Annotated in this window: 15 protein-coding genes and 1 tRNA gene; 5 read left to right on the plus strand and 11 right to left on the minus strand. The window is 69.8% G+C overall.

The window, feature by feature from the left end; all coding sequences use genetic code 11:
• Position 1: 1 nt before the first annotated feature.
• The 8 genes from IPN47_18540 to IPN47_18575 all read right to left on the minus strand — a co-directional run bounded on the left by IPN47_18540 (position 2) and on the right by IPN47_18575 (position 8,691).
• On the minus strand, positions 2–613 hold the full coding sequence (locus tag IPN47_18540; protein ID MBK9410001.1) for a sigma-70 family RNA polymerase sigma factor: 612 nt from the start codon (positions 611–613) through the stop codon (positions 2–4).
• A gap of 91 nt (positions 614–704) precedes the next feature.
• On the minus strand, positions 705–1,316 hold the full coding sequence (locus IPN47_18545; protein ID MBK9410002.1) for a CDP-alcohol phosphatidyltransferase family protein: 612 nt from the start codon (positions 1,314–1,316) through the stop codon (positions 705–707).
• Positions 1,309–2,424 (minus strand): heme ABC exporter ATP-binding protein CcmA, encoded by a 1,116-nt coding sequence (gene ccmA / locus IPN47_18550; GenBank protein MBK9410003.1) that lies wholly within the window; start codon positions 2,422–2,424, stop codon positions 1,309–1,311. The genes IPN47_18545 and ccmA overlap by 8 nt, the downstream gene beginning before the upstream one ends.
• Positions 2,421–3,215: an ABC transporter permease subunit gene (locus tag IPN47_18555; protein ID MBK9410004.1), complete on the minus strand. Its 795-nt coding sequence runs from the start codon at positions 3,213–3,215 to the stop codon at positions 2,421–2,423. Before IPN47_18555 ends, ccmA begins: the two co-directional genes overlap by 4 nt.
• Positions 3,212–4,051 carry an ABC transporter permease subunit gene (locus tag IPN47_18560; GenBank protein MBK9410005.1) on the minus strand — a complete coding sequence of 280 codons (840 nt, stop codon included), beginning with the start codon at positions 4,049–4,051 and terminating at the stop codon, positions 3,212–3,214. The genes IPN47_18555 and IPN47_18560 overlap by 4 nt, the downstream gene beginning before the upstream one ends.
• Positions 4,048–5,358, minus strand: a complete 1,311-nt coding sequence (locus IPN47_18565; GenBank protein MBK9410006.1) for an ABC transporter substrate-binding protein — start codon at positions 5,356–5,358, stop codon at positions 4,048–4,050. The genes IPN47_18560 and IPN47_18565 overlap by 4 nt, the downstream gene beginning before the upstream one ends.
• Positions 5,346–8,198, minus strand: coding sequence for a TonB-dependent receptor (locus tag IPN47_18570; GenBank protein ID MBK9410007.1), 2,853 nt, complete (start codon positions 8,196–8,198; stop codon positions 5,346–5,348). Before IPN47_18570 ends, IPN47_18565 begins: the two co-directional genes overlap by 13 nt.
• A gap of 241 nt (positions 8,199–8,439) precedes the next feature.
• A complete protein-coding gene (locus IPN47_18575) occupies positions 8,440–8,691 on the minus strand; it encodes a hypothetical protein (GenBank protein ID MBK9410008.1) in 252 nt (83 codons plus the stop codon).
• 59 nt (positions 8,692–8,750) lie between these two features.
• Here IPN47_18575 and IPN47_18580 point away from each other — a divergent pair, with 59 nt between their 5' ends.
• Positions 8,751–9,029 (plus strand): hypothetical protein, encoded by a 279-nt coding sequence (locus tag IPN47_18580; protein ID MBK9410009.1) that lies wholly within the window; start codon positions 8,751–8,753, stop codon positions 9,027–9,029.
• Positions 9,030–9,081: 52 nt separating this feature from the next.
• The gene (locus IPN47_18585; GenBank protein MBK9410010.1) at positions 9,082–9,330 is read left to right on the plus strand and encodes a DUF2188 domain-containing protein; all 249 of its coding nucleotides are present in this window, start codon (positions 9,082–9,084) and stop codon (positions 9,328–9,330) included.
• Between the two features lie 39 nt (positions 9,331–9,369).
• On the opposite strand, the gene IPN47_18590 is transcribed toward IPN47_18585, so the two are convergent.
• A complete protein-coding gene (locus IPN47_18590; GenBank protein MBK9410011.1) occupies positions 9,370–10,584 on the minus strand; it encodes an FAD-dependent oxidoreductase in 1,215 nt (404 codons plus the stop codon).
• A gap of 341 nt (positions 10,585–10,925) precedes the next feature.
• Here IPN47_18590 and IPN47_18595 point away from each other — a divergent pair, with 341 nt between their 5' ends.
• Positions 10,926–12,245 carry an ATP-binding protein gene (locus tag IPN47_18595; protein MBK9410012.1) on the plus strand — a complete coding sequence of 440 codons (1,320 nt, stop codon included), beginning with the start codon at positions 10,926–10,928 and terminating at the stop codon, positions 12,243–12,245.
• 145 nt (positions 12,246–12,390) lie between these two features.
• Here IPN47_18595 and IPN47_18600 read toward each other — a convergent pair.
• Together IPN47_18600 and IPN47_18605 are read right to left on the minus strand one after the other, a co-directional pair.
• Positions 12,391–12,463 (minus strand) — tRNA-Phe (locus IPN47_18600).
• A 91-nt stretch (positions 12,464–12,554) separates the two neighbouring features.
• Positions 12,555–15,206: a PAS domain S-box protein gene (locus IPN47_18605; GenBank protein ID MBK9410013.1), complete on the minus strand. Its 2,652-nt coding sequence runs from the start codon at positions 15,204–15,206 to the stop codon at positions 12,555–12,557.
• 184 nt (positions 15,207–15,390) lie between these two features.
• Here IPN47_18605 and IPN47_18610 point away from each other — a divergent pair, with 184 nt between their 5' ends.
• Both IPN47_18610 and IPN47_18615 read left to right on the plus strand, forming a co-directional pair.
• The gene (locus IPN47_18610) at positions 15,391–16,770 is read left to right on the plus strand and encodes an insulinase family protein (protein ID MBK9410014.1); all 1,380 of its coding nucleotides are present in this window, start codon (positions 15,391–15,393) and stop codon (positions 16,768–16,770) included.
• Positions 16,767–18,293, plus strand: coding sequence for an insulinase family protein (locus tag IPN47_18615; GenBank protein MBK9410015.1), 1,527 nt, complete (start codon positions 16,767–16,769; stop codon positions 18,291–18,293). The genes IPN47_18610 and IPN47_18615 overlap by 4 nt, the downstream gene beginning before the upstream one ends.
• Positions 18,294–18,400: the final 107 nt, after the last annotated feature.

An 18,400-nucleotide genomic window follows, 5' to 3' on the forward strand; every position in this document is an offset into this window, starting at 1 on the left:
ATCACGTGGAACGACTCCGTGGTTCACCGCTCACCGCGGTTACTCTCGCCGCGCCCAGTCCGGCGTCGCGCGCGTGAGTGATGAGCTTCTCCTGCAGAATGCGGCGCGCGCGAAAGAGACGGGAACGGACCGTCCCGATCGGCACGCCAAGGATTTGCGACACGGTGTCGTACGTCTGGTCGTGTACGTCCACCATCAGCGCCACCTCGCGGTACGGCAGCGGGAGCTCGGCGATCGCCGACTCGATCGCTTCGATCACCTCGGTGCGCTCGAACATGTGTTGCAGGTTCGACTCCCTTACCGAGGTATGCAGCGCCGCCGCGGCAAGTGCCTCGAGTTCGGGATCATCCACTGCCAGCGCACGCTCGTCGCGGCGCCTGGTGCGCAGGAACTGGTTGCGGCAAATCGTGAACAGCCACGCGCGACATTCCGACCCATCGAGATACTGGTGCCAGGCGCGGTAAGCGTTCAGGAAGGTGTCCTGCACCAGGTCGTCGGCCTCGCTCTGGTTGCGGGTGAGCGAGAGGGCGTAGCGCGCAACGTCTGGCAGGCATACCAAGGCCTCACGCTCGAAGCGTGCGTCCTTTCCGGCAGTGAGTGGGGGCGTGCTCATGACGACGAGGTTAGACCGGCCCCCGCCAAAGAGTTCCATCTGCACAGACGGAACCCGTCACCCCATCCGGCGCACCCCGAGCCTTGTGTGCTCATCGCAGGTGACGCCTCCCCCACCACAGCCGCTGCACCACGTTGAGCAACACCAGCCCCCCCATCACCACGAACCCCTCGGCCCGCCAGGCTGGCCAGGCAATGAAGGCGGCGTACAGCACGAGCGTCTCCGTCCCCGCCACGATCCCCGGTGGCATCGTCACCGTCGTGAGCTCACCCGTCTTCGACGCCCCCGCGTCGCGGCGTTCGAGGATCGCCGCCAGGTACATCCACGACGCCGCATTCACGAAGAAGGTGGCGAGGAGGAAGGCGCCGGCCATCGCCGTGCGGAGCTCGGCAGCTGCAACGACCATGGCCATCGGCACGATCGCGTAGACGACGAAGTCGAGGACGATGTCCGTGTAGCCCCCGAAGTCCGACTGTGTCTCCTGCACGCGCGCCAGGGTGCCGTCCAGTCCATCCAGCGCGCGGTTGGTTATCCACAGCCCCAACGCCAGCGCGTTGGCGCCCTGCACGATCGCCCATGCCGTCGCCACCCCGGCGATGAGTGCGGCGAGCGTCACCATCATCGGCGTCACCCCTCGCCCGAGCGCACGGGCGAGCGGTGCGAACCACCGGTCCTTGAGCCGACGCAACAAGTCGTCAAACATCAGCAGCAGCTCGCGTCCCGGCGGGTTGTGCGTGCGAACCCATTGGCGCGTTTCCTTCGGAGAGCACTGAGACGCGATCTGCCGCCACCGACAACGCCACCCGATCGCCGGCTGCGATCGTCGTGCCCGGCGCCGGCGTCGCCATCAGTCGCTCTGCAGCACACCGCACCACGAGCACGCTCCCTTGCACCCGCATCTGCACGCTCTCGACGACCCCGGTTCCCTCGGAACAGGGACGCGCGCTCAAGGCGTCGGCAGCACCAACCAGTGTCGCAGGGCCGCGCGCGGCCGTGGTCGGCACGGCACCAAGGGCACTCGTGAAATGCCCCGCATCGTCCACCTCGCCAACGACGATGTTGGGCAGCCCGAGAAAGCGCGCCACCGCCACCGACGCCGGTCGGCGCAGCACCGTCGCCACCGCGTCCACCTGCGCCAGCCCCGACGGGAGCAGCACCGCCATCCGGTGCGCAAACTGCACCGCCTCGTCCACATCGTGGGTGACCACCACCACCGCGGGGCCATTCGCGTCGAGCAGCGCCACCACGGCATCGCGCACCTCACGACGCAGCGCCGGGTCGAGCGCGGCGAACGGCTCGTCCAGCAGGAGCACATCCGGCGTCGCCGCCAACGCCCGCGCCAGCGCGACGCGGTGCTTCTGCCCTCCGCTCAGCGCCGTCACCCGTCGCTCGGCAAATCCGGCAAGGTCGACGCGCGCCAGCAACCGTCGCGCCTCGACGCGTGCCTGCTCCTCACCCACCCCGCGCAAGCGCATCGGGAAGGCGATGTTGTCCAGCACATGGAGGTGCGGAAAGAGCGCCGGCGCCTGGTGCAGGTACACGATGCCACGCTGCTCTGGCCGCAGCGCCTCCACCGCGCGCCCCTGCACGCGAATGGTCCCGCGCAGCGGCGCCACGAGTCCGGCCACCGTGCGCAGCAACGACGTCTTGCCCACCCCCGACGGCCCCACCAGCGCGAGACGTTCGCCAGGTGCAACCTCGCAGGTGATGTCGGCCAACCCGTCGCGTTCGCCGAAGCGCACGCCGAGCCCGGCGATCGTGAGCCCTGCCTCGGGACGCTTTCGGCGCGGTGGCGCCTGGTCGGCACTCATGCCACCGCCCCCGTGCGACGCGCGCCGAGGCCGACCACCCCCATCGCCAACAACGGCGGGACCGCCAGCACCAACGCCGCTGCCGCCCCCAGCCGGTCATCCCCGGCCCGCACATACGACAGCAGCTCGACCGGGAGCGTGCGAATGCTCCCGGCCCCCACCAGCAGCGTCAGCGCGAGCTGCCCCCACGACACCAGGGCGCCGAGCACGAAGGCGTCGCGCAGCCGTGAGCGCAGCACCGGGATCGTCACGCGCCACGTCGTTTGCCAGCGCGTCGCCCCCAACGTGCGCGCTTCGTCCTCGAGCGCAAAGTCCTCCCCCTGCAGCGCCCCAACGAAGTACAGCGTGACGTAGCCGGCAGCCGGGATCAGGTGCGCGAGCATCACCCCGCCCAGCGTCCCCCCCAGCCCCAGGCGCAACGCCACCACCTGGATCCCCACGCCGAGGGCGATGGGAGGGGCCACGACCGGCAGGAAGGCCGCCGCCGTCGCCACGCGTCGCCAGCCGCCGCGTGCACGCACCAGCGCGCGCCCCGCGGCACATCCCATTGCGGTCGCCAGCACCCCCGTCCCCAGCGCCAGCAGCAGGCTCGCCACGAGGGCGCCACGCAGGCGCGGCAGCGACAACACGGCGGCGAGGGCACTCCCGTCAGCCACAACTGGCGACAGCGTCGGGTAGAGCCACGTCCGGGCCAAGGCGCGCAGCACGAGCAGCGCCACCGGGGCCAGGCTCACCGCCGCGAGCACGACGAACCAGACCGCGGCCGACACGGCGGGCCGGCGCTCCCTCATGCGTGCCCCCCGGCATCGGATGCGGTCACGCGTTCGTGCACCACCACCAGCACCATCGTCAGGAGCAACGCCAGGAGTGACAGCGCGTGCGCCGCCCCGCGACGCGCGAGGTCGGGATCGACCGCGCGCTCCTGCGTCAGCATCGACAGCGGCAACGGATCGCTCGGCGCCAGCAGCACCGCCATCTCATACTGCCCCACGAGGAAGGCGAAGACGGCGATGACGGCTGGCGCCATCCCGCGCCACAGCAGCGGCCACGTGACGCGCCGCCATGTCTGCGACGCGTCGGCCCCCAACGAGCGGGCGGTCTCCTCGAGGGTGCGATCGCGCGAGTCGAGCACCGCGATGGCGTTGAGCAGCAGGAAGGGAAACTCCTTCCAGGCGAAGGCCAGCGTCAGGCCGATGCCCGCCGGGTCGTAGACCATCGCCGGAAACTCCGCCGGCCCATCGATCCACCCGACCGCATGCGCCGCGCGCGAGAGGAAGCCACTCTGCCCCAACAACAGGAGTGCCGCCAGCGCCCCCGCCACGTGCGGCAACGCGAGCGGGATGAGCGCCAGCTGACGCGCCAGCAGGCTCCCTCCCGCTCCGCGCGCGACCGTCACCGCCGCGGCAAAGGCCAGCGCCGTCCCCGCCCCCGCCGTCAGCAGCGTCCACCCCACGCTCCGCCACGTCTCGCCCGCACGCAGGAGCTCGAGCCAGGTGGCAACCGTGAAGCCGCTGCTCCCCGCCCCCACCAGCCCGAGGCTCGCCGCGAGCGAGTACCCCCCACCCACCAGGACTGGCCCGGCGAGGACGGCGATCGCCACCAGCGGCGCGCGTTGCGCCGAGGTCACGGACCGCCCGTGCGAAAGCGGCGTCGCCAGTCCCGCAACAGGCGCTCGTGATACGCCGGGGCCACCTCGGGGCGCGCATAACGAGTGAGCGTATCGCGCGGCACGGCACGCGGGTCGCCGTCGAGCGCAGCGAACGAGGCGCGCCACTCCGGCGGCAACGTGTGCGTCGCCAGCACGGTGCCATCGCCCCACACGTCCACCTTCGCCTTCTCCAGCTGCGCCTCGGGGGAGAGGAGGAAGTCGGCCACGACCATCGCCCCGGCCGCGTTAGGCGCCGAGGCGGGGATCCCGACGTAGTGCGTATTCGCGATCATGCCGTCGCGCAGGACCAGCGCGCGCACGGTGGGCGGCAGCACCCCCTGCCGCGCCTTCGTCACCGCCTCGTTCTGGTTGTTGGACATCGAGAAGTCGATCTCCCCGTTGGCAAAGAGCCGATGCATCGCCGCCACGTCAGGCGGATATGTCTCGCCGCGGCGCCAGAACGACGGCGTGACTCCCGCGAGCCAGGCAAAGAGCGTGTCACGCCCCGCCTCGTAACGGGTCGAGTCGAATCCACCGGCAAAGGTGGCCACTCCCCCGGAGAGGGCATACATCACTCCCTTGAGGAAGGTCGCGCCGGCAAAGCCTTGGTCGTGCGTGAAGCGTCCGGGGTGTGCGAGGATCCACGCGCGCAGCTCGGCCACGGTGCGCGGCGGCGTGGGTGTGCGTACGCTGTCGTAGATGAGGGCGAATTGCACCGTTCCCCACGGCGACTCGAACCCCAGCGGCTCCTGCTCGAAGTCGCGTGCGATGATCGCCGACGCGCTGTCGACGAACCGTGCGTTGGGGAGCCGTTGGGCGAAGGGCCCCGCCAGCAGCCGTTCGTGTCGCAGGCTGGCGAAGGTCTCGCCGTTGATCCAGAGCAGGCTGGCCGTCCCGCGCGTGCGCCCCGCCTCACGCTCGACCACGAGCGCATTGACCAGCTCCGCCCCCTGCCCGTCCACCGCTTCCAGCGAGATGCCGAAGCGCTCACGCAGCCGCGGCGCGACCCAGCCATCCACGTAGGCATTGATCGACGGATCACCGCGCCACATCCGCCAGGTCACCGTCGTCCCGCGAGCGCGCGCCACCACCGAATCCCACGGGAGCGAGTCGAGCGCGGCAACGTCGGCCGCCCCGGCCTCGCGTGACAGACGATCCTCGCCCGCGCGATCGCCAGCCGCAGCGCCGCACGCGACCGCACCGCACGGTAGTGCGATCGCCGTCAGCCACCGCAGAATCGTGCGCCGCGTGGTCGCGCGCGGCGTGCTTGCGCTCAGTACCGCCATGCCACCGAGAACTGCACCTGTCGCGGAGGCGCTGCCGTCGTGTAGGTGATCGGGTCGCCCGGTCGCCCCACCTGCGTCGCCGACCCCCCACCGCCAAGGCCGGTGGGAAAGCCGGAGTAATTCAGCCGGTTGAACACGTTGAACGCCTCGCCGCGCACGGTGACCGTCGAGCCCCCGACGCGCAGGTCATACGCCACGCTGGCGTTCGCCAGCAGCGCCGACGGGAGCCGCTCCCCATTGCGAGGGACGCCGAAGAACCGCTGGTAGTTCCCGATGAATCCATCGCCATACGTGCCGCCGCTCCCCGTGAGGTCACGAAAGAACGCCACCCGGTTGAGCGGCATCCCCGTCTGGTAGTCGACGATGCCGCTCATGGTGAGCCCCCGCAAGGTGCGCCACGTCGCGCGCGCCGTCACCTTGTGCCGACGATCGTTGTTGGCGTCGGCGCGCTCGGCGTCAAAGTCGTTCCCCTGCGTCGCGTTGAAGTTGATGTCCTCGGTGTTGCTGATCGCGTGCGACCAGACCCAGTTGGCATCGAGCACCAGCGTCTCGGTGAGGTCGTAACGCAGCGCCGTGTACATCCCGGCGTAGGTGCTGCGCCCGCCAGACTCGGTGGTGGTGAGCCGGCGATATCCACCCGACACCGGCGCCACCGGGCGCGACGCGTCACCCACCGCCACCGGCACGCCCACCGAGTCGCCAGCCGCAATGCGGCGCCGCTGCGCATTGAGGTCCCACGAGCGAGGCAGGTCGCGCGTGTCGACCCACACCAGGTCCACGCTCGCGCTGGCGCGAGCGCCGAGCTGCTGCTGCACCCCCAGCGTCACCTGCGAGCTTATCGGCTGCTCGATCCCTAACGCGAACAGCTCCCGGATCTCCCGTGGCGGCAACGCGCTCCGGTCGAGGTCGACCGCGCGCGGCCCTTGCCCAAAGCGCGGCGCCTGCGCCCCGCGAAAGGTCACCGTCTGGTTGCCGTCGGGGCCAAACTGGACCGCGTCGGAATAGACCGCATACGGAAGCTTGCCGGCGAAACGCCCCACGCCGCCGCGCACGACCGTCCCCGGCAACGCCAGCCAGTTGATCGACAGGCGGGGCTGCAGGTTGTCGAGGTCGGCCGAACTCTCCCCGCGGCTCGTGAGGTCGTCGTAGTCCCAGCGCAACCCCGCGCGAATGGTGAGGGCCGAGGTCGGGCGCCAGCGATCCTCGACAAACACGCCGTACAGCCCCTGCGTGAGGTCCACCTGCTTCTGCGCCGCATCGATCGTGTAGCTGCGCACGAAGACGTCGGATGGGATGTCGGCGAAGCGATAGCGTCCGTTGACGCTCGGGATGTTGCCGTTGTTCACGACCTCGTACGAACCCGACGGATTGGTGGACGAGCCCGTGAGCTGGAACGACGAGAGCGCCACGTCGAATCCGGCGCGCAGTGTGTGCGCGCGCCCCAGGTGGTGTTCCATCACGTCGCGGAACTGCCACTGCAGCTCCTGCTCATCGAATATGAAGTTGCTCGACCCCACGATCCCGATCGGGATCGAGTCGCGGTCGAGGATCGTCACCTGTGGCGTATTGAAGCTGCTGCGCGTGGGCGGGAAGTCCCACCGGTAAGTCGCCAGCTGCAGTGCGGCCACGTTGCTCGAGCGCCCGCCGCGCCACGCGCTGCGGTGCGTCACCCCACTGATGCTTCCGGCGCGGATCGTCGTGATGTCGGCCTCCGGGGCCACGATCCCGCTCCCCTCACCCGCACGCGAGGCGTGGCTCATGGCGAAGCGCAGCGTCGTCGTCTGGTCGGGCGACCAGCCGTGGTCGATGCGTCCCGCCACCTTCCACGTCTCCCGCAGCTCGCGCCCCAGGAAGGTCGCACGCGCCGTGGAGCTGATGCGATCCTGGTTCTCGTTGCTGTACTCCAGCGCGCCAAAGCCGTAGGTGGTGCCGCGCCGCAACGGCCCGCCCCATCCTCCACCAAGTTGGGTACGCCGAAAGCCATCCTGCGCGCGGCGGAAGTCGGCGGGACGTTCGCCTCCCGGCACGATGGGGGAGCGCGCATCGAACGGGATCCCGGGGCGATTGTAGGCGAACAACTCGCCCGTCCATCGCTCGCCGCCCGTGCGCGTCTCGTAATTCACCACCCCGCTCGGGCTGCGTCCGAACTCGGCGGAATAGGAGTTGGCCAGCACCTCGAGCCGAGCGAGCGCGGCGAGCGGAAACTCCACGCGCGGTCCGCCCAGGAACCCTTCGTTGTTGTCCATCCCATCGATCGTGTACTGCGTGTAGAGCGAGTTGCCACCGTTGATGCTCAGGCGCGGCGCGTCGCCGAAGAAGCCTCGAGCCTGTGCGACCCCCGGGATCGTGAAGCCTAACGCGATGGGGTCACGCCCCTCCGTGGGGAGCGCCCGCAGCTCGACCCCTTCCACCACACCGCCGGTGGCCGCGTCCGACGCGTTGAGCAGCGGGCGAGAGGGCGGGGCCACCACCTGCTGCACCGCGAGCTGCGCGAGCGGCGTGAGGGTCAACGCCAGGCGGTGTTCGCCCCCGGCCAGCAAGGGAGGAAGGACGAGCGAATCTGGAACATGGCCTGCGCGCGTTACGCGAAGGGCGAGTGCCCGCCCGGTCGCCACGCGCAGCACGAACGACCCCTGCCCGTCGGTGACGGTCGAGTCGCCGCCGATGATCGCGACCCGTGCGTCGGCGAGCGGGCGACCGGACTGCGCGCGGATCGTTCCGCGCACGCGCGCTGCGTCGCCCTGCGCCGCGGCGACAGCCGACCAGAGCGAGAGCAGCAACGGCAGTGCCCGGAAGCAGCGACGCAGCCGTTGGCGCGTCAGGAATCCAAGTGCTGGCATGTATCGGGACGGTGGGTCGATCAGTCGTGATGGCCGTTGGTCGGGGCGGCGCGGCGCACTCGACGGCGCGCGCGAGGGGCAAGCCACGGAGGGGGTCAAAGGTTCCCCCGTCCCCCCGGACACGCGACAAGACGCCCATCGCGCGGTAGCCGGCGTTGGGGGTGAGGCGGCGGCGCAGGTCCAGGTGCAACGGGCTGTCTTGTCCAGTACTCCCGTCGTGCGTCAGGCGTAGCTCAGGCGTTCATCGCAAGGACTCGTCGCGGCGCATCATCGCGCCAACGATCAGGAGTGCCACCGCTGCAGTCGACGCCACGACCATCCCCGACGCGGGAATCGCCAGCCAGGCTAGCGATTCCTTGGCGGCCCCGGTGCTCCCCAGCGACGGCACGCGGAAACCGGCCCTTAACCAGAAGACCGAGTAACCTAGACGCCCGACCCCCAACCCCAGGCTCACGAGGCGGGCGGCGAGCGGTCCGGTCCCGAGCAGGACCACGACGAGTGAGAGGGCAATGGCCGCCGCACCCAGCCCGCCGGTCGGCGGCGAGTGCAGGGATGCTGCAGGAGCTGACGCGCGGGCGTGATCTGCTTCGCCTCCTCGACATCATGGTGGTGCCGCGCCTTCGCGGGCAGAGCGACCAGCTGGCGGAGTGGCGCTCGATCACGCGCTTCATGCGCAAGGGCGTGGTGGAGGTGGTGCCGGGGGGCGAGGGGGGCACCGCGCCGAGCGAAGGGACCCCGAGCGGAGGGACGCCGAACGGCGGCACCGCACCGAGCGGCGGAACGCCGACGAGCTCCATTACCCCCGACGCGCCGGTGGCGAAGGTCGCCTAACGCCAGTGCCCGACACGCCAGCAGACCATCACTTCATCTGGAGGGAATTCCTATGTCTCGCAAGGAGCGCCGCAACGTGCACGTGGTCCCCGCGGGGACGCCCGGGGCCTTCATCGCTCGCATCGCCGGTGGAGCGAAGCTCTTCACCGAGCCCACCACGCAGGAGGAGGCCATTCGCCTGGCGATCGTGGAGGCAAAGGCCCGTGGGAGCGAGGTAGTGATTCACCGCCCCGACGGACGGATCCGCGACAAGGACAGATATGGGAACGACTCACCGCGCGTGCGGGATCTCAAGCACTGAGATTGAGCAGGTGTGAACCGGGATGAATCGGGGTCAGGGTCAACGGGAATCTGCCGTTGGTCCTGACCCCGGTTTTCCGATTTCGATTGGCACGTGTCGTACATGCCAGACCCGGGCAACCGCCGCCCTCGCCGCGACCACCGCGCCAGCCAGATACCCGGGTTCGCTCAAGCTCGTCTCGCTCCCGCCCAGCGTGAGGCGCTCCTGCCACGGCCCCGTCACCCACGGGGTCGGATCCGGGATCGGATGCCCGCCCGCCACACGATCGGCCGCCGTCGCCGTCAGGGGGTCGGCCGCCCAGTCCTTGAGCAGGGTAGCGCGCGGGCGCGACGCCTCGGCGCCAAAGAGCCGCCCGAGCTGTGTGAGGCACGCCCTGGTTAGGGCCTCCGTGCCGAGTGCGGCCCGCTCGTCGGCGCTCGCGCCAACGAAGCCGAAGAGCGCCGCCTGTCCCGAGGCCGAGGTGGCGTCGTGCATCTCGGGCATCGGCCCCACCATGCTCTGCGCGGTCCCCGACAACCCCGCCTCGCGCCAGAAGGGCCGGTCGTACATCGCGAAGAACTTGGCGTGCGGTGCCATCCAGGTCGGCGTCTCGCGCCAGCGCCGCACGTTGGCCGCGTCCCGCTCGGGCGCGAACGTCACCGTGGCGTCGAGCAACCGCGGGGGGACGGCGGCGATTACCTGCGCGGCGACGAGCGTCTCGGTCTCCGACCCGGGGCGTGTTGCTGGACCCGTCGTTGACCCTTCGCCTGACGAGTCGCCTGACGAGTGTCGCGATGTACCAGCGCGCCGAATGGTCAGCTCGACGCCATCGCGCACGAGCGTCATCGCCGTGACGCGTGCCCCGCGCTGCACCTGCGTCGGGGGCAGCTCGCGCGCCAGCGCGCGCACGAGCGCCGCGGTGCCGCCCACCAGGCGGAAGCTCTGCGGCTCCTGCGCGAGGGCGCGGTAACGTTGTGCCCCCTCGCGCGACATGCGCTCGAAGAGCACGTCGCCGTCGCTCGACTGCGCAAAGGCGGGGAGCGCGAGTTCCGCGACCAGGTCGGCCATGGCCGGTTGCATCTGCGGCCAGAACCAGGAGGGCCCGAGATCGAAGCCGTCGGCGGCAGCGCGACCGGCATCGTCGACGGTCAGGATCCGCCCGCCGAGGTCATCACGGGCCTCGAGCAGCACGAAGTCGACCTTCGCCGCGTGCAAGAGGCGGGCGGCCTGCAAGCCGGCGAGGCCGGCGCCGATGATGGCGACTTGGGTGTGCATCTGTGGGCGGTTGGGCGCGCAGAATCGCCAGCTCTTCATCTGGGCTCCTGTGCGAGTCGGGTTCGGCGCGGGGGGCAGAGCCATCGAGCAGGTGGGAACGTGCCCTGAGCGATCGCGGTCCACGTGATGGTCTGTCACCCCGCCGCGCGCCAGACCCAATCCCCGATTGCGAATGAGACGTGGGCAGTGCGCCTCGTCTGTCGGCTTGCGAACGTGTGCAACGGCAAATAGAATATGTGCAAAAGGGAAAGCATCTGCCGTGTGAATGGGAAAATATAAGCGATGCAATTGACCAGGCAGGTCCGCTGTCAGCAGGCCTGCCCCCTCGGCCCGTGGAGTGCATGACGACTTATTCGCCCCGAATCGTCGAAGCGGAACTCGACGAGCTGATGAGCGGTCTCGCCGCGGTGGCGCTCGAGGGGCCGAAGGGAGTCGGCAAGACGGCGACCGCCGAACGTCGCGCGAAGACGATCTACCACCTGGATGACGAGGCGCAGCGGCAGCTGGTGAGCGCCAGCCCTAGGGTCGCATTGCAGGCGTCGCCCCCCGTGTTGATCGATGAGTGGCAGCGCCTCCCACAAGTGTGGGATGCCGTGCGGCGATCCGTCGATGAGGGGGCAAGTCCTGGGCGGTACCTCCTGACGGGCTCCGCGGTTCCGGCCGATGATGAGGTGGGCGCCCGCCCCCATACCGGAGCAGGCCGTATCGTGTCCGTTCGCATGCGACCGATGTCCCTCGCCGAGCGTGGGCTCGGAGCGGCGACCGTCAGTCTGGCGAAGTTGCTGAGCGGGGATCGTCCCGACGTCTCCGGTACAAGTGAGGTCGATCTCGCCCAGTACGCCGCCGAGATCGTCGCATCGGGCTTCCCCGGCATTCGAAGCCTCCATGGGCGTGCGCGACGCGCGCAGCTTGACGGTTATCTGGAGCGTGTGGTGAACCGCGACTTCAGCGAAGCGGGGCACCCCGTTCGAAAGCCAGACGCCCTCCGGCGCTGGATGACCGCGTACGCCGCGGCGAGCGCGACGACGACGACGCTCGCGAAGATCCGGGATGCGGCGACCAGCGGCGATGGCCAGACGGCAACCAAGCCGACCATCCTGACGTATCGCGAGGTCCTGGAGCGGCTCTACGTACTCGACCCGCTGCCCGGCTGGATCCCGACCCGCAATCACCTCGCGCGGCTCGGTCAGGCACCACGACACCATCTCGCTGACCCTGCGCTCGCGGCCCGCCTGCTTGGCGTGGACGAGGGGGCGCTGCTCGCCGGCGAGCCCTCCCTGCTTTTCGGCGGTGTGCGTGGGGGGACGAGCGCGACGAACGCACCTCGAGATGGCACGCTTTTCGGTCAGCTCTTCGAGTCGCTCGTGACGCAGTCGGTGCGCGTGTATGCGCAGTCGGCCGAAGCGCACGTGCGCCACCTGCGCGTGCAGGACGGTCGGCACGAGGTGGATCTCATCGTCGAACGCGCCGACCGTCGTGTTCTCGGGATCGAGGTCAAGCTCAGTGCATCGGTCGACGATCGCGACGTGCGGCATCTGCTCTGGCTCCGGGAGCAGCTTGGGGACGATCTGGTCGACGCCGTCATCGTGACAACAGGAGAGCAGGCGTATCGTCGCGCGGATGGAATCGCGGTGGTGCCCGCGGCCCTCCTCGGCGCGTGAGTGGGGAAGCGCCAGCGTTTGGATCTCCGTGTACCTCTTGCCTCCACCATCCCAATTCAACACACCGCCTAACGCAACGGGCCGCCGATTTCGCTTCGGCGGCCCGTTCTCTTAACCCATTGTCTTTGCTGACTTTCCCCGAAAATGGCTAGGGACGGAATCGAACCGCCGACACGCGGATTTTCAGTCCGCTGCTCTACCAACTGAGCTACCTAGCCGCACTCCACCATCCCGACGACCCACCTCCGCCCCCGGAACGGACCGGGGAATGTAAACGCCCCCCGCACCCAATGGAACAGGACGCAGGAATCACGTCGAACTCCCCCCACCGTCCAGTACCTCCCGCACCTTCTTCGTCAGGCTCGCCGGCACATACGGCTTCTGCAGGAACTGCGTCCCCTGCTCCAGCACCCCCTGGTGCACGATCGCGTTCCGCGTATAGCCCGACGCAAACAACACCTTGATCTGCGGCCGCTCCGCCACCAGCCGCTCGGCCAGCTCCTTCCCCCCCAGCCGCGGCATGACCACGTCGGTCACCAGGATGTGGATCTCGCCACTGTGCTGGCGCGCCACCTCCAGCGCCTCGATGCCATCCCCCGCTTCCAGCACCACGAACCCCTGTGCGCGCAGCGCCCGCACCGCGATCGCCCGCACGCTCACGTCGTCCTCCACCAGCAGCACGGTCTCGTTGCCGCGCACCGGCTTCCCCGGCCCGCCGCTCGCCACATCCGACAGCGCCCCCAGCGCACGCGGCAAGTACAGCTTGAACGTCGCCCCATTGCCCGGCTCGGAATACGCCCAGATGTGCCCCCCGGCCTGCCGGATGATGCCATAACACGTCGCCAGCCCCAGCCCGGTCCCCACCCCGCTCGGCTTGGTCGTGAAGAACGGCTCGAAGATCATCGGCAGCAACGCCGGATCGATCCCCTCGCCGTTGTCGCTGACGGCAAGCATCACGTACTCGCCGGGCTGCACGTCGGCATGCGACGCGACGTACCCGGCGTCCAGCACGACGTTCGCCGTCTCCAGCGTGAGTGTTCCCCCGTTAGGCATCGCGTCGCGCGCGTTCACCGCGAGGTTGAGCAGCACCTGCTCCATCTGCGCCGGGTCCACGCGCACGGGCCAGAGCTGCGGCTCGAGTACTGTCTCCAGCTGCACGTGCTCGCCGATCAGGCGCCGCAGCATGCGGTCGATCTGCGTGGTGAGCACGTTGAGGTCGATGATGCGCGGCTCGATGACCTGACGCCGCGCAAAGGCCAGCAGCTGCGCCGTCAGCTCCGAGGCGCGCGCCCCGGCCTGCTCGATGGCTGCGAGATCCTCGTCGGCCTGTGCCGTATCCTGCCGCGCGAAGGCCGCGTGGCTCAGGATCACCGTGAGCAGGTTGTTGAAGTCGTGCGCCACCCCGCCGGCCAGGCGCCCGATGCTCTCCAGCCGCTGCGCCTGCAGCAACTGCGTCTCCAGCGTGCGCCGCGTCGTTTCGTCGGTGGCCACACCGGCGATGCGCACCAGCTCGCCCTCGGCGTTGCGCACCGGGAAGCTTCGGTCCGAGATCCAGCGCACGCTCCCATCTGGACGCACGATGCGATACTCGGCGTGGAATCCCGCTCGGTCGCGAGAGAACGCCTCGTGCACGCCCGCGCGATCGTCGGGATGAATCGCATCCATCCACAGCTCCGGCTGCTCCTGCAGCTCGGCCGGCGTCCGTCCCCAGATGGACCAGAACCCCGGACTCACGTAGTCCACCCCGGTAGCATCGGGGCGCGCGAGATAGAACACCGCGTCGATGTTTTCGGCCAGCTCCCGGAACAGCTCCTCGCTCTCGTGCAGCGCGGCTTCCATCCGGTACCGCTCGGTCACATCCGACACCAGCGTCAGGCGCCCGGTGCGCACGCCATCCACATACAGGTTGCGCGCCTGTGCCTCGGTCCGCAGCACGGAGCCGTCGCCACGCACGACGCGCAACGCCACCGCGAATCCCGCCGACGGCTCGTGGTCCCGCTGCATCGTCTCGACCAGTCGCGGCAGGTCCTCGGGGTGCACCACATCGGCCCACCCACCCTCGCTCAACGCTGCCGCCGTCCGCCCGGTGATGCGCTCGGTCTCCGCGTTCGCATACAGCACGCGGCTGGTTGCGTCGCTGAGGAGAATTCCGATGGGCGCGGCCTCGGCGATCGTGCGGAATCGCAGCTCGCTCTCGCGCAGCGCCTCGGCGTCGCGCCGGCGCTCGGTGACGTCCTCGAGCAGCGTCACGAGACGACGCAACTCATCGCCGTCCCATATGCCGAACGTCGACGTGCGCACCCACGTCACCCCGCCATCCGCCTCCACGTGCCGGTGCTCGCTCTCGAACGACCCGCGAGCCTGCCGCACGCGCGCGACCCCGGCGGCGACGCGTTCACGGTCGTCTGGATGGATGCGCTGCTGCCACCCCGTCCCGCCGGCCTCCTCCAGCGTCATGCCGAGCAGGCGCATGGCCGGGGCGTTGGCATAGAGGTACCGCCCCGAGGGGTCGATGACCAGCATGCCTAACGGGAGCGCCTGCGCCACCGCGGTGAACTCCTCCGCCTGTTCGCGGCGCGCGCGTTCCGCGGCGAGCTGCAGTGTGCGCTCCTCGACGTACACGGCAGCCAGGCGTTCTCCCCCGACCTCGAGCGGGAGGTACGTCCCTTCCCACTGACGCAGCACACCCGGCTGCGAGGGCGTGTGCCCCGACACGGGGATCGCGCGTATCTGCTCGCCCTGCTCGAGCACCCGCGTCAGGATCGGCTCCACGACGGCCGCCAGGTCGGGCAGGAGCTCCTGCACCCGTTGCCCCAGGTGCGCCTCGACCGATAACCCGTTGATCTCCGCGAGGATTGCGTTGATGCGCACGAAGCGCATCTCGCGGTCGAAGATCGCCATCCCGATGGGCGACATCCGCACCAGCGCCTCGACCACGTCCGGCATGTTCGCTGACGTCATCTCGTTGCCTCGTCCCGTTGGCACGCCCCGTGAATCCCGCCCCGCTCGCCTCTCGCATCGAGATAGCACCATTCCCGCCGCGCGTCCACGACGCCACGTCACCTCTTGCGCGCGCTGCGCACCTGCGGGCTCCCATCGGTGTCTTACCCTCGCCAGTTTGAGAGTAACTCACGAAACCCCGGCCATGCCTCTCAGCATCCGTACTGCTCTCGCAACACTCGCGGCGCTCGCCGTGATCCCGCCAGCGTCCATCGCGGCACAAGGCGCTGCCCCCAAACTGCGCGTCCCAGCCACCGTCGACACCCTCCCCAACGGCCTGACCCTCATCGTCCACGAGGATCACTCCGTCCCCACCGTGGCCACCAATGTCTGGTTTCACGTGGGCTCGGGCGACGAGAAGCCCGGGCGCACCGGCTTCGCGCACCTCTTCGAGCACCTGATGTTCATGGGCTCCGAGCACGCGCCGTATCCGCAGTTCGACCGCCTCCTCGAGTCGGCTGGCGCCAGTAACAACGGCACCACCAACAACGACCGCACGTCGTACTACGAGTGGGGGCCGTCCAACGCGCTCCCCCTCATGCTCTGGCTCGAAGCCGATCGCATGGGGTGGCTCCTCCCCACGATGGATGGCACCAAGGTCGACGCCCAGCGCGAGATCGTAAAGAACGAGCGACGCCAGGGCGTCGAGAACCAGCCCTACGGAATCTCCGAGGACCTGCTCTCCCCCGCGCTCTACCCGGCGGGACATCCCTACTCCTGGCCGGTCATCGGCTCCATGGCCGACCTCTCGGCCGCCTCGCTCGACGACGTGAAGGACTTCTTCCGTCGCTACTACGCGCCTAACAACGCCGTCATCGTCGTGGCCGGCGCCGTCAAGGGCGACTCGGTGCGCGCCGCCATGCGCCAGGCCTTTGGCGACATCCCGCGCGGCCCGGCCATCACGCGTCCGGCCCCCGCCGCCTTCACCGTGCGCGACACCGTGATGGTCGCCGAGGATCAGGTGCAACTTCCCCGGCTGTACCTGGCCTGGCGCTCCGTGCCGCAGTATCACGCCGACGACGCCGCACTCAACGTGGCGCGCATGGTCCTGAGCGGTGCGCGCAACGCCCGACTCACCAACGCGCTCATCTACGAGCAGGAAGTGGCCAAGGACGTCTTCGCCAACAACGACTCCAAGAAGCTCGACGGCGACTTCGGCATCACCGCCACCGCACGCCCGGGCGTGACGCTCAACGTGCTCAAGGGGGCGATCGACAAGGAAATCCGCCGCCTCGCCACCGACGGCCCCACCGCGCGTGAGCTCGAGCAGGCGCGCAACGCCATCGAGGCCGGCTTCCTCAACCGCCTCGAATTCGTGAACGCCAAGGCCGAGCAGCTCAACGAGTACTACTACTACACGGGGACGCCGGACTACTTCCAGCGCGATCTCGATCGCCATCGCGCCGTCACCGCCGACGACATCAAGCGCGTCGTCGCCCGGTACCTCATCGCCCCCCGCGTCATGCTCAGCATCGTCCCGAAGGGCAAGCAGTCGCTCGCCGCCACGCGGGAGGCCGTGCAATGACCCGCCACATCGTGCCCGACAGCCGCAACACGTGCGGCACCGCGCGCCGCGCATGCGCCGGGCGATGCGCCACCCCGCTCGTCGTCACGCTGACCAGGCTCGGCGCGCTCGCGGCGGTGTCGCTCGCCCCGGCCACGATCACCGCGCAGCAGTTCGTGCGCGAGCGCCCGCCCACGTTAGGCGCCCCGGCCACCCTCACCGTCCCCGCCGTGCGCAGCGCCCGCCTGCCCAACGGCATGGCGCTCCAGGTCGTCGAGCAGCGCGAACTCCCGCTCGTACAGGTCATCGTCTCCTTCCCCGGCGGCTCGCGCCTCGACGGCGCCACCCCGGGGATCGCCGCCTTCACCGCCAACATGCTCGACGAGGGGGCCGGAACCCGCGACGCTGCCACCCTCCAGGCCGAACTCGCCTTCCTCGGCGCACAACTCCAGACCGGCGCCGACTGGGACCGCCTCTTCGTCGCCCTCAAGGTCCCCGTGCGCTCGTTAGGGCCGGCGCTCGACCTCCTCGCCGACGTCGTCCGCCGCCCCACCTTCAGCGCCGCCGAGGTGCGTCGCCAGCGCGACCTGCGCCTCGCCACCCTCCTGCAACAGCGCGACCAACCCAACGCACTCGCCGACCTGGCCTTCAACGCCATCGTCTACCCCGCAGGGCACCCCTACCACAATAGTGCCGGCGGCGACTCGGCCTCGGTCGCGGCGTTCGACAGCAGCGCGGTGCGCGCCTTCTACACGCGCGCCGTCCGCCCCGAACGCGCCAGCGCCGTCATCGTCGGCGACCTGGATGCGAGCGACGCCCGCGCCCAGCTCGCCCGCCGCCTGGGTGAGTGGGCCGCCACCGGTACCGCCGCCACGGCGGCCCCCGTTACCGTCGCCGCGCGCCGCGAGACGAGCACGCGCGTCTACTTGGTCGACAAGCCCAACGCCGCCCAGTCCGTGATCACCATCGGCTGGCCCGGCGTCGACCGCCTGTCGCCCGACTACGCCCCGCTCATGGTCATGAACACCCTGCTGGGCGCGTCGTTCACCTCGCGCCTCAACATGAACCTGCGCGAGACCCACGGCTACACCTACGGCGCCAGCTCACGCTTCGCCTTCCGCCCCGTCCCCGGCCCCTTCGTCGCCTCGGCCGCCGTGCGCACCAACGTCACCGATTCGTCGCTCGTCGAGTTCTTCAAGGAGCTTCGCGGCGTCCGCGACGCCACTGTCCCCGACGACGAACTGCAGCGCGCCAAGGCCTACGTGGAGCTGGCACTCCCCGGTTCGCTGGAGAGCACGTCACAGGTCGCCGCCTCCATCGCGCAACTCGCCACCTTCTCGCTCCCGTTAGGCGAACTGTCCGCCTACGCCACCCGCGTCCGCGCCGTCACCGCCGCCGACGTGCAGCGCGTCGCACGCCAGTACCTGACCCCCGATCATGCGACGGTGGTGGTGGTGGGCGACCTGTCCAAGATCCGCCCGGCGATTGAATCACTGAAGCTCGGGGAGCTCCGTGTACTCGAAGTGAAGGAGATCGCCAGGTAGGCACCAGCACCGCACCCTCCCGACTTCCCTTCGCCCCAGTCCCCAAACAACAACGCGGCGGGCCTCCCAACGGAAGCCCGCCGCGTCGTCCGTTGCCCCTGCTCCCC

It is taken from the genome of Gemmatimonadota bacterium, from assembly GCA_016719105.1.
Classification (GTDB): domain Bacteria; phylum Gemmatimonadota; class Gemmatimonadetes; order Gemmatimonadales; family Gemmatimonadaceae; genus SCN-70-22.

Bases quoted from the DNA above. Each gene is read 5' to 3' on its own strand.
- IPN47_18540 (MBK9410001.1), bottom strand. From the start codon at position 613: ATGAGCACGCCCCCACTCACTGCCGGAAAGGACGCACGCTTCGAGCGT.
- IPN47_18545 (MBK9410002.1), bottom strand. From the start codon at position 1,316: ATGTTTGACGACTTGTTGCGTCGGCTCAAGGACCGGTGGTTCGCACCG.
- ccmA (MBK9410003.1), bottom strand. From the start codon at position 2,424: ATGAGTGCCGACCAGGCGCCACCGCGCCGAAAGCGTCCCGAGGCAGGG.
- IPN47_18555 (MBK9410004.1), bottom strand. From the start codon at position 3,215: ATGAGGGAGCGCCGGCCCGCCGTGTCGGCCGCGGTCTGGTTCGTCGTG.
- IPN47_18565 (MBK9410006.1), bottom strand. From the start codon at position 5,358: ATGGCGGTACTGAGCGCAAGCACGCCGCGCGCGACCACGCGGCGCACG.
- IPN47_18570 (MBK9410007.1), bottom strand. From the start codon at position 8,198: ATGCCAGCACTTGGATTCCTGACGCGCCAACGGCTGCGTCGCTGCTTC.
- IPN47_18580 (MBK9410009.1), top strand. From the start codon at position 8,751: ATGCTGCAGGAGCTGACGCGCGGGCGTGATCTGCTTCGCCTCCTCGAC.
- IPN47_18585 (MBK9410010.1), top strand. From the start codon at position 9,082: ATGTCTCGCAAGGAGCGCCGCAACGTGCACGTGGTCCCCGCGGGGACG.
- IPN47_18590 (MBK9410011.1), bottom strand. From the start codon at position 10,584: ATGCACACCCAAGTCGCCATCATCGGCGCCGGCCTCGCCGGCTTGCAG.
- IPN47_18595 (MBK9410012.1), top strand. From the start codon at position 10,926: ATGACGACTTATTCGCCCCGAATCGTCGAAGCGGAACTCGACGAGCTG.
- IPN47_18605 (MBK9410013.1), bottom strand. From the start codon at position 15,206: ATGACGTCAGCGAACATGCCGGACGTGGTCGAGGCGCTGGTGCGGATG.
- IPN47_18610 (MBK9410014.1), top strand. From the start codon at position 15,391: ATGCCTCTCAGCATCCGTACTGCTCTCGCAACACTCGCGGCGCTCGCC.
- IPN47_18615 (MBK9410015.1), top strand. From the start codon at position 16,767: ATGACCCGCCACATCGTGCCCGACAGCCGCAACACGTGCGGCACCGCG.